Here is a 620-nt window from a genome sequence, read left to right on the forward strand (position 1 = left end):
GTCCTTCACCTCGGGAGCAGCGGCCGTGCCGGCCGCTCCCCTGGCGCCCGGGGACGCCACTCCCGCCGTGAGGGCCCCCGCCGAGACTCCCGACGAGGCCCCCGGCACGGCGGCGCTCGCGCGCAACAGCTGGGCCTTCACGCTGCACCCCCAAGACCAGTCCCTCGCGCCGGGCTACGAGGTCGAGTTCACCTCGGTGTTCGAGACGACGGACACCGCGACCTGGATCGGGTACTGGGAACGGTCCACCGACGGCGGGGGCACGTGGATCTCGGAGACCCGGCCGGCGTTGTGGCACTCCGGGTCGACGCAGACCCTGAGGCTCGGAGCCGCCATCGCGGAGATGGACGGCTTCCTGTACCGGGCCCGCGTCATGAACGAGATCTACACCCCACACGAGGACCGGGTGTCCGAGCCCGCCCGGCTGACCGTGCTGCCGGCGAGCGCGCAGTTCATCGAGCAGCCGCAGGACGTCGTCGTCCGCGAGGGTGACACGGCCGAGCTCACCGCGGCGTACACCGTCTCCCCGATTGGCCGGGGAGGGCGCACCACGGAGATCTCGCGCGACGGGGGCCGGACCTGGCAGGAGGTGGCGTGGGGCGCCTGGACCTCGACGGCGG

1 protein-coding gene is annotated in these 620 nt (G+C 73.4%); it reads left to right on the plus strand.

From position 1 onward, the window contains the following. Positions 1-67: 67 nt before the first annotated feature. On the plus strand, positions 68-620 hold a 553-nt coding region (locus FHR04_RS20790), incomplete at its 3' end, for a hypothetical protein (protein ID WP_211344236.1).

It is taken from the genome of Deinococcus radiopugnans ATCC 19172 (genome assembly GCF_006335125.1).
Taxonomy (GTDB): Bacteria; Deinococcota; Deinococci; order Deinococcales; family Deinococcaceae; genus Deinococcus; species Deinococcus radiopugnans.